This window comes from Streptomyces sp. NPDC002867 (assembly GCF_053591895.1).
Map to the genome: position 1 here is coordinate 60,267 of NZ_JBSFUR010000029.1, position 10,111 is coordinate 70,377.

Annotated in this window: 6 protein-coding genes and 1 pseudogene; all 7 read left to right on the forward strand. The window is 71.5% G+C overall.

Annotated elements, in window-relative coordinates; translation table 11 throughout:
* Positions 1 to 6 precede the first annotated feature (6 nt).
* Complete coding sequence (locus ACWD0A_RS24535; protein WP_451301395.1) at positions 7 to 2,445, forward strand: GcvT family protein; 2,439 nt, start codon at positions 7 to 9, stop codon at positions 2,443 to 2,445.
* A gap of 22 nt (positions 2,446 to 2,467) precedes the next feature.
* Positions 2,468 to 3,328: a bifunctional methylenetetrahydrofolate dehydrogenase/methenyltetrahydrofolate cyclohydrolase gene (locus tag ACWD0A_RS24540; protein ID WP_451301397.1), complete on the forward strand. Its 861-nt coding sequence runs from the start codon at positions 2,468 to 2,470 to the stop codon at positions 3,326 to 3,328.
* Complete coding sequence (glyA, locus tag ACWD0A_RS24545; RefSeq protein ID WP_451301399.1) at positions 3,325 to 4,602, forward strand: serine hydroxymethyltransferase; 1,278 nt, start codon at positions 3,325 to 3,327, stop codon at positions 4,600 to 4,602. The genes ACWD0A_RS24540 and glyA overlap by 4 nt, the downstream gene beginning before the upstream one ends.
* Positions 4,599 to 5,828 carry a sarcosine oxidase subunit beta family protein gene (locus tag ACWD0A_RS24550; RefSeq protein WP_451301401.1) on the forward strand — a complete coding sequence of 410 codons (1,230 nt, stop codon included), beginning with the start codon at positions 4,599 to 4,601 and terminating at the stop codon, positions 5,826 to 5,828. Before glyA ends, ACWD0A_RS24550 begins: the two co-directional genes overlap by 4 nt.
* A 10-nt stretch (positions 5,829 to 5,838) precedes the next feature.
* Complete coding sequence (locus tag ACWD0A_RS24555; RefSeq protein ID WP_451301403.1) at positions 5,839 to 9,078, forward strand: sarcosine oxidase subunit alpha family protein; 3,240 nt, start codon at positions 5,839 to 5,841, stop codon at positions 9,076 to 9,078.
* A complete protein-coding gene (locus ACWD0A_RS24560) occupies positions 9,071 to 9,676 on the forward strand; it encodes a sarcosine oxidase subunit gamma (protein WP_451301405.1) in 606 nt (201 codons plus the stop codon). Before ACWD0A_RS24555 ends, ACWD0A_RS24560 begins: the two co-directional genes overlap by 8 nt.
* A 134-nt stretch (positions 9,677 to 9,810) precedes the next feature.
* Positions 9,811 to 10,046: pseudogene (locus ACWD0A_RS24565) on the forward strand (hypothetical protein); the annotation flags it as partial.
* Positions 10,047 to 10,111 lie beyond the last annotated feature (65 nt).

A 10,111-nucleotide genomic window follows, 5' to 3' on the forward strand; every position in this document is an offset into this window, starting at 1 on the left:
GCGGCGATGGCGGGACCCCGGGTGGTCATCATCGGAGCGGGCGTCGTGGGAGCGGCACTCGCCGATGAGATCTCCGCGCGAGGCTGGACCGAAGTGACCGTGGTCGACCAGGGTCCGCTCCCTGCCACCGGGGGATCGACGTCACACGCCCCGGGCCTGGTCTTCCAGACGAACTCCTCCAAGACCATGACCGAGTTGGCCCGCTACACCGTCGAGAAGTTCTGCGCGCTCGACGTCGACGGCCGGCCCTGCTTTCTGCAGGTCGGCGGCCTCGAAGTGGCCACCACCCCCGAGCGCGTCGCGGAACTCCAGCGCCGCCACGGATGGCTCACGGCCTGGGGTATCCAGAGCCGGCTGCTGAGCCCTGCGGAGTGCGTCGAACAGCACCCGCTCGTGAACCCCGACAAGGTCCTCGGAGGTCTCCTGATCCCGACCGACGGCCTCGCCAAGGCCGTCCTCGCCGTCGAGGCGCAGATCCGGCGGGCCACCGAGCGCGGCGTGCGCTTCCTCGCCCGCCACGAGGTCCTCGACATCCGCACCGAGGACGACCGCGTGAGGGCAGTCGTCACCGACCAGGGCGAGATCCCCGCCGACATCGTGGTGTGCTGCGCCGGCATCTGGGGCCCGAAGATCGCCCGCATGGTCGGCATGGACCTCCCGCTGACCCCGCTGGCCCACCAACTGGCCTGGACCGGCCCGGTACCGGCCCTTGCGGGCCAGACGCAGGAGGCGGTGCGACCGATCCTGCGCCACCAGGACGCGGACCTGTACTACCGCGACCGCTTCGACGGGCTCGGCATCGGCTACTACGGCCACCGTCCGATGCCCGTCGACGTGGACGACATCCTGTCCGTGGACGAGGCCGACGAGATGCCGTCGGTGCTGAAGTTCACCGAGGACGACTTCGCCGAGGCGTGGACCGAGACACAGTCCCTGCTGCCCGCGACGAAGGAGGCCGAGGTCGAGGAGGGCATCAACGGCCTCTTCTCCTTCACCACCGACGGACTGCCCCTGCTGGGCGAGTCACCGGACGTCAAGGGCTTCTGGGTCGCGGAGGCCGTGTGGGTCACCCACTCCGCCGGCGTGGGGAGGGCCATGGCCGAATGGCTCGTCGACGGTCACTGCTCCTCCTTCGACCTGCACGAGTGTGACGTCAACCGCTTCGAACCGCACCAGCTGGCTCCCGAGTACGTCCTGGCCCGCGACTGCCAGAACTTCGTCGAGGTCTACGACATCCTCCACCCCCTCCAGCCGACCGCGGACCCGCGGCCGATCCGCACCAGCCCCTTCTACTCCCGCCAGCAGGAGCACGGCGCCTTCTTCCTGGAGGCGAACGGCTGGGAGCGCCCGCACTGGTACGAGGCCAACGCCGGGCTGGTGGAAGGCCGCACCATCCCCACCCCGAACGACTGGGCCGCGCAGTACTGGTCGCCGATCGTCGGCGCCGAGGCCCAGGCCACCCGCGAGACGGTCGCCATGTACGACATGACGGCCCTCAAGCGCCTCGAGGTCACCGGTCGCGGCGCCGCCGCCTTCCTGGAGCGCCTGTGCACGGGCAAGGTCGACAAGTCCGTCGGCTCGGTGACGTACACCCTCCTCCTCGACCAGGACGGCGGCATCCGCAGCGACATCACCGTCGCCCGGCTCGCCCGCGACCGCTTCCAGGTCGGCGCCAACGGCAACCTCGACCTCGACTGGTTCACCCGTCACCTGCCCGCGGACGGCTCGGTCCAGGTCCGCGACATCACGGCCGGTACCTGCTGCATCGGCCTGTGGGGTCCGCTCGCCCGCACGGTCCTCCAGCCCCTCACGGACGAGGACTTCTCAGGCGACGGCCTGAAGTACTTCCGCGCCAAGCGCGCGCACATCGGCAGCGTCCCGGTCACCGCGTGGCGCCTGTCGTACGTCGGTGAACTCGGCTGGGAGATCTACACCACCGCGGACATGGGCCAGAAGCTGTGGGACACCCTGTGGGCGGCGGCCGAGCCGCTCGGCGGCATCATCGCCGGCCGCGGCGCCTTCAACAGCCTGCGCCTGGAGAAGGGCTACCGCTCCTTCGGCACCGACATGACCTACGAGCACGACCCCTACGAGGCCGGCGTCGGTTTCGCGGTCAAGCTCGACAAGGACGACTTCATCGGCAAGGCGGCGCTGGAACGGCGCAAGGCCGACGTCCGCCGCAGGCTGACCTGCCTCACCATCGACGACCCGCACGCCGTCGTCATGGGCAAGGAGCCGGTGTACGACGGCGACCGCCCCGTCGGCTATGTCACCAGCGCCGCCTACGGCTACACGATCGGCAAGGGCATCGCCTACGCGTGGCTCCCCGCGGAACTCGCCGCACCGGGCCGGACCCTGCACATCGGCTACTTCGACCAGCGGGTCGAGGCGGCCGTCGCCGAGGAGCCCCTGTTCGACCCGACCATGTCCCGCCTCCGTGGCTGACCGCAGGGAAGGAACACCGCCGGTGAACGCACAACTGCTCGACGGAAAAGCGACCGCCGCCACGATCCGTCGCGAACTCGCCGAACGCGTGGCCAAGTTGACCGCCACCGAGGGACGCCCCCCAGGGCTCGGCACCGTCCTGGTCGGCGACGACCCCGGCAGCCGCGCCTACGTCGCCGGCAAACACCGCGACTGCGCCCAGGCCCAGATCGCCTCGATCCGCCGCGAATTGCCCGCCGACGCCACGCAGCAGCAGGTCGAGGACGTGATCGACGAGCTCAACGCCGACCCGGCCTGCACCGGCTACATCGTCCAGCTCCCGCTCCCGCGCCACCTGGACGCGGGCGCCGTCCTGGAGCGCATGGACCCGGCCAAGGACGCCGACGGCCTGCACCCCGTCAGCCTCGGCCGGCTCGCCCTCGGTGTCGAGGCTCCGCTGCCCTGCACCCCGCGCGGCATCGTCGAACTGCTCCGCCGCAACGACGTGCCCCTCGCGGGAGCGCGGGTGTGCGTGATCGGACGGGGCATCACGGTCGGACGTCCCCTCGGACTGCTGCTCACCCGCCGGTCCGAGAACGCCACCGTGACCCTGTGCCACACCGGCACCAAGGGCCTGGCCTGGCACGTACGCGAGGCGGACATCGTCGTCGCGGCCGCCGGCTCGCCCGGGCTGATCACCAAGGACATGCTGCGCCCCGGCGCGGCGGTCCTGGACGTGGGCATCACCCGCACCGATGACGGCCTGGTAGGCGATGTGCACCCGGACGCGGCCACGGTCGCCGGGTGGCTCGCGCCGATGCCCGGGGGAGTGGGACCCATGACCCGAGCCATGCTGCTCGCCAACGTGGTCGAGGCCGCCGAGAGGAACGCAAGCACCGTATGAACACGCTGAACATCCCCCTCGCGGAGCTGGACCCCGAGGTCCACGAAGCCCTCCGCGCCGAGCTGCACCGCCAGCAGTCCACGCTCGAGATGATCGCCTCCGAGAACTTCGCGCCCACCGCCGTGATGGAGGCCCAGGGCTCGGTCGCGACCAACAAGTACGCCGAGGGCTACCCCGGCCGCCGCTACTACGGCGGCTGCGAACACGTCGACGTCACCGAGCGGCTGGCCATCGAGCGGATCAAGTCCCTCTTCGGCGCCGGGTTCGCCAACGTCCAGCCGCACTCGGGCGCCCAGGCGAACACCGCCGTCTTCTTCGCGCTGCTCCAGCCGGGCGACACGATCCTCGGGCTCGACCTCGCCCACGGCGGGCACCTCACCCACGGAATGCGCATCAACTACAGCGGCAAGATGCTCAACGTCGTGCCGTACCACGTGGCCGAGGCGGACCACCTCGTCGACATGGACGAGGTCGAGCGCCTCGCCAAGGAACACCGCCCCAAGATGATCATCGCGGGCTGGTCGGCGTACCCGCGGCAGCTGGACTTCGCGGCCTTCCGCCGGATCGCCGACGAGGTGGGCGCCCTGCTGATGGTCGACATGGCCCACTTCGCCGGCCTGGTCGCCGCCGGACTGCACCCCAACCCGGTCCCGCACGCCCACGTCGTGACCACCACCACGCACAAGACCCTCGGCGGCCCCCGCGGCGGCGTCATCCTCACCGACGACGCCGACCTCGCCAAGAAGATCAACTCGGCGGTGTTCCCCGGCATGCAGGGCGGACCGCTGGAGCACGTCATCGCCGCGAAGGCGGTGTCGTTCAAGGTCGCCTCGTCGCCCGAGTTCGCCGAACGTCAGGCCCGCACCCTCGCCGGCTCCCGCATCCTCGCCGAACGGCTCACCCGCCCCGACGCGGCGGCTGCCGGAGTGAAGGTCCTCACCGGCGGCACGGACGCCCACCTCGTCCTGGTCGACCTCCGCGCCTGCGAACTCGACGGCAAGCAGGCCGAAGACCTGCTCCTCGAGATCGGCATCACCGTCAACCGCAACGCCGTCCCCTTCGACCCGCGCCCGCCCATGGTGACCTCGGGACTGCGCATCGGCACCCCGGCACTGGCCACCCGCGGCTTCACCGAAGAGGACTTCACCGAAGTCGCCGACATCATCGCCCTGGCCCTCCAGCCCGGACCCGACACCGCCGCCCTCCGTGCCCGCACCGAGGCGCTGGCCCTCAAGCACCCGCTCTACCCGCACCTGTCAGGAGACCCGCGATGAGCCCCACCCCGGGCGCCGACCTGCCCGACCACCCCGACTGGCTGTGGCGCACGCCCGAGCCGAAGCGGTCGTACGACGTGGTGATCGTCGGCGGAGGCGGCCACGGCCTCGCCACCGCCCACTACCTGGCGAAGAACCACGGCATCACCAATGTCGCCGTGCTGGAGAAGGGCTGGCTGGCGGGCGGCAACATGGCCCGCAACACCACCATCATCCGCTCCAACTACCTGTGGGACGAGAGCGCCGGCATCTACGAGCACGCGCTCAAGCTGTGGGAGGGACTGGCGGACGAGCTCGACTACCCCATCCTGTTCTCCCAGCGCGGTGTGCTCAACCTCGCCCACAGCCTTCAGGACGTGCGCGACAGCGTGCGCCGGGTGGAGGCCAACCGGCTCAACGGCGTCGACGCCCATTGGCTCTCCCCGCAGGAGGTCAAGGACGTCTGCCCGATCGTCAACATCTCGCCCGACGTGCGCTATCCGGTGATGGGCTCCACCTACCAGCCCCGGGCCGGTATCGCCAAGCACGACTACGTCGCCTGGGGCCTGGCCCGCTCGGCGGATGCGGCCGGCATCGACATCATCCAGAACTGCGAGGTCACCGGCATCGACACCGAGGGCGGCCGGGTGGTCGGAGTCCAGACCACAAAGGGCCCGATCGCGGCGGGCAAGGTGGCGCTGTGCTCCGCCGGCCACTCCTCCGTCCTCGCCGCCATGGCCGGGTTCGAGCTGCCGATCCAGAGCCACCCGCTGCAGGCTCTCGTCTCCGAACTGCTGGAGCCCGTGCACCCGACGGTCGTGATGTCCAACGCGGTGCACGTCTACGTCAGCCAGGCGCACAAGGGCGAGCTGGTCATGGGCGCGGGCATCGACGCGTACAACTCCTACACCCAGCGCGGCGCCTTCCACATCATCGAAGAACAGATGTCCGCCGCGCTGGAGCTCTTCCCCGTCTTCGCCCGCGCCCACGTCCTGCGCACCTGGGGCGGCATCGTCGACGTCAGCCCGGACGCCTCGCCGATCATCGGCCTCACCCCCGTCGACAACCTCTACCTCAACTGCGGCTGGGGCACCGGCGGCTTCAAGGCCACCCCCGGCGTCGGGTCGGTCTACGCCCACACCATCGCCCACGACACGCCTCACCCCCTCAACGCCCCCTTCTCGCTCGACCGTTTCACCACCGGCGCGCTCGTCGACGAGCACGGCGCGGCCGCGGTCGCTCACTAGGAGCCTGCCGATGATGCTCATTTCATGCCCCTGGTGCGGACCTCGTGACGAGGCCGAATTCCACTACGGCGGCCAGGCGCACGTGCCCTACCCCGAGGACCCCGCGGCCCTGACCGACGAGGACTGGGCGCGTTACCTGTTCTTCCGCGACAACCCCAAGGGCCCGTTCGCCGAGCGGTGGAGCCACGCCGACGGCTGCCGCCGCTGGTTCAACGCCGTCCGGGACACGGCGACCAACGAGATCCTCGCCGTGTACCGGGCCGGCGAGCCGAGGCCGACCACCACCGGGCCGCGTCCGGTGCCCTCGGCCCGACCGGCGGCCGACGACAGGCCCGCCGACGGCGGTCCGGGAACGCAGCCCTCGGCATGGGCCGGCAGCCGGTCCGCGGCTTTCGCACCGGCCGGGGAGGCGGACCAGGCCACGACCGCGACCTCTCAGCCCTTCCGCCTGCCCACCGGCGGCCGGGTGTCGCGGGACCAGCCGCTGACCTTCCGCTTCGACGGGGTGGAGTACGAGGGCTACCGGGGCGACACCCTCGCCTCCGCCCTCCTCGCCAACGGCGTCATCCATGCCGGCACGAGCATCAAGCTCGGCCGCCCGCGCGGCATCTTCTCCGCCGGCGTCGAGGAGCCCAACGCCGTCGTCCAGATCGAGGCCCCTTTCCCCGAGCCGATGCTCCCCGCGACGGCGGTCGAGTTGTACGACGGCCTGGTCGCCGGCAGCCTGCCCGGCCAGGGACGGCTCGCCACCGAACCGGACCCCGCTCGCTACGACGCCGTCCACGCGCACTGCGACCTGCTCGTCGTCGGCGCCGGACCGGCCGGACTCGCCGCCGCGTCCGCCGCCGCCCGCAGCGGAGCCCGCGTCATCCTCGCCGACGACCAGCCGGAACTCGGCGGCAGCCTGCTCAGCACGGGAGAGCTCCTCGACTGGGCGGACGAGGTCGGCCGCGAACTCGACGCCGCTCCCGACGTACGCGTGCTGCGCCGCACCACCGTGTTCGGCTACTACGACGACAACCACCTCCTCGCCGTCGAGCGCCGCACCAACCACCTCGGCGCCGACGCCCCCGAGCACGTCTCCCGCGAGCGCGTCTGGCGGATCCGCGCCCAGCGCGTCGTCCTCGCCACCGGAGCCCACGAGCGCTCACTCGCCTTCGCGGACAACGACCGCCCCGGCGTGATGCTGGCCGCCTCGGCCCGCGCGTACGCGGGCCGCCACGGTGTCCTGCCTGGCCGCCGCGCCGTCGTCTTCACCACCAACGACAGCGCCTACGCCGCCGCCCTCGACCTCGCCGAGGCGGGCCTGCACATCGCCGCGATCGTCGACACCCGGTCCCAGCCGGGGCAGGGGGCGCGCCATGCCCGGGAAGCCGGGATCGAGGTGCTGACCGGACATGCCGTCACCGGCACGCAAGGCGGCACGCGTCTCACCGCGGTGAACGTCGCCGCCTACGGGGAGTCCACCGCACGCCGGGAGTTCGCCGTCGACCTGCTGCTGGTCTCCGGCGGCTGGAACCCCGTGGTCCACCTCTTCAGCCAGGCCGGCGGAAAGCTGCGCTACGACGAGGCGCTCGGCTCCTTCGTCCCCGACACCTGCCGCCAGGCCGTCGAGGTCGCGGGCAGCGCGAACGGCGTCCTCGACCTGGCCGGGTCCCTCGCACAGGGCGCCGCCGCCGGTGCCCGCGCCATCGAGGCCGAGGGCTACACCGCCCAGGCGCCCCGCCTTCCCGACGTGGCCGCCGAACCGCAGTCCCCGTCCATGCAGGTCTTCACCGTCCCCGGCGCCCCCGGGGCACCCCGCTTCGTCGACCTGCAGCGCGACGTCACGGTCGACGACCTGACGCGCGCGACCGGCGCCGGTCTGCGCTCGGTCGAGCACACCAAGCGCTACACCACGGCCGGCACCGCCAACGACCAGGGCAAGACCTCCGGAGTTCTGGCGAGCGGCGTCGTCGCCGAACTCCTCGGCGTCGACATCTCCGCCCTCGGCACCACCACCTTCCGGCCGCCCTACACGCCGGTCTCGTTCGCCGCGCTCGCCGGCCGTGGCCGGGGCCCGCTGCTCGACCCGATCCGTACGACGCCCCTGCACGACTGGCATGTCGCGCACGGCGCGCTGTTCGAGAACGTCGGACAGTGGAAGCGGCCGTGGTACTACCCGCACGACGGCGAGGACATGCACGCGGCGGTGCTGCGCGAGTGCCGCGCGGCCCGGGAAGGCGTCGCCTTCATGGACGCCTCCACCCTCGGCAAGATCGACGTACAGGGCCCGGACGCCGGTGCCTTCCTCGACCTGCTCTACACCAACATGATGAGCACCCTGAAGGTCGGCATGATCCGCTACGGCGTGATGTGCCGCCCCGACGGAATGGTCTTCGACGACGGCACCGTCATCCGCCTGACACCGGACCGTTTCCTGGTCACCACGACCACGGGCAACGCCGCCGCCGTGCTGGACTGGATGGAGGAGTGGCTCCAGACCGAGTGGCCGCAACTGCGCGTGCACTGCACCTCGGTCACCGAACAGTGGGCAACCGTGGCACTGGTCGGCCCGAGCTCCCGGGCGGTGCTGGGTGAGCTCGCGCCGACGCTCGCGGTCGACAACGACAGCTTCCCGTTCATGGCATGGCGGGACACCACGGTCGCGGGCATCGAGGCCCGGGTGTGCCGCATCAGCTTCTCCGGCGAACTGGCCTACGAGATCAACGTCTCGCCGTGGCACGCGACCGCGCTGTGGGAGGCGTTGTACGAGGCGGGCCGGCCGTTCGGCATCACCCCGTACGGCACGGAGACGATGCACGTCCTGCGCGCCGAGAAGGGCTACCCCATCGTCGGCCAGGACACCGACGGCACAGTGACCCCGCAGGACCTCGGCATGAGCTGGGTGGTGTCCATGAAGAAGCCCGACTTCATCGGCAAGCGCTCCCACGCCCGTGCCGACACCCTCCGCGCCGACCGCAAGCACCTGGTCGGTCTGCTGCCCGAGGACCCCGGCACCTTCCTCCCCGAGGGCACGCACCTGGTCGCCGACAGCGTGCTGCCCGCCCCACCCGTGCCGATGCTCGGCCACGTCACCTCCAGCTACCACAGCGCCGCCCTCGGACGGACCTTCGCCCTCGCCCTCGTCAAGGGCGGCCGGGACCGCATCGGAGAGCGGCTCCACGCCTCCGTGGGCGACCGACTGGTCCCGGTGACCGTCGCCAGTCCTGTTCTCTACGACCCCGAGGGAGCCCGCCGCGATGGCTGACACCGCCCTTCCCGCCCCGCTCCGCAGCCCCCTGACGGATGCCGCCGACCGCCTGGCCGCCGCGACCCGCGCTTCCCAGGGCGCGGTCCGGCTCGCCGAACTCCCCTTCCTGGCCCAGATCGACGTCCGTCTCGACGCCAAGGGAGCGGCAGCGGACGCCGTCGGGCTCGTGCTGGGTCTCCAACTGCCCCTCGAACCCAACACCGTCGTACGCGCCGGGGAGCTGACGGCTCTGTGGCTCGGCCCCGACGAGTGGCTGGTGGTCGGCCCGCCGGGCAGTCAGCAGGACCTCCAGAGCCGGATCCGCGGGGCCGCCGGTGAGGAGCCCGTATCCGTCACCGACGTCTCCGCCCAACGGACCACCCTCCTCGTCGCAGGCCAAGCCGCCCGCCACCTGCTGGCACACGGCTGCCCGCTCGATCTACACCCGCGCACCTTCGAGCCCGGACGCTGCGCCCAGACCACCCTCGCCCGCGCCCAGATCGTGCTGGTCGCCCGGGACGAACCCAGGGCCGGTTTCTGGGTGCTCGTCCGTTCGTCCTTCGCCGGCTACCTGACGGACTGGCTGCTGGACGCGGCCGCGGAATGGACGGCCTGAGGCCGGCAGGCCCCCACGGGCGGCGACGTGAGGCGCTCGGCTGGGTTTCCCGCCGAGCGCTTTGCGTGGGCGGCGGTTCGTGGAGCAGGTGGCCGAGCAGGCTGAACGCACCCCGTCCGCACGGGTCCGGTCATCCACACCGACGCGAACGCGGCCGGACCGACTGCCCGCCTGGAAACCTCTCACCGCAAGGTCCCGCGCACGCGTCGAGCACGCCTTCGCCCGCATGAAGAGCTGGAAGATCCTCGGGGTAACGCTCAGGCGCGGGTGGCTTAAGAGAAGGCGGTCGTGCTGCGTGCCTGGCAGTCATCCGGATTCCGCGCCGTCCGCGACCGATATAAGAAGTCATCTCATTTGGTTGGCTCGGTAGGCTGTCGGTCGTGGTGGGGATCGTTGAGCGGCTTGTGCCGGATGAGTTGTGGGAGTTGTTCCAGC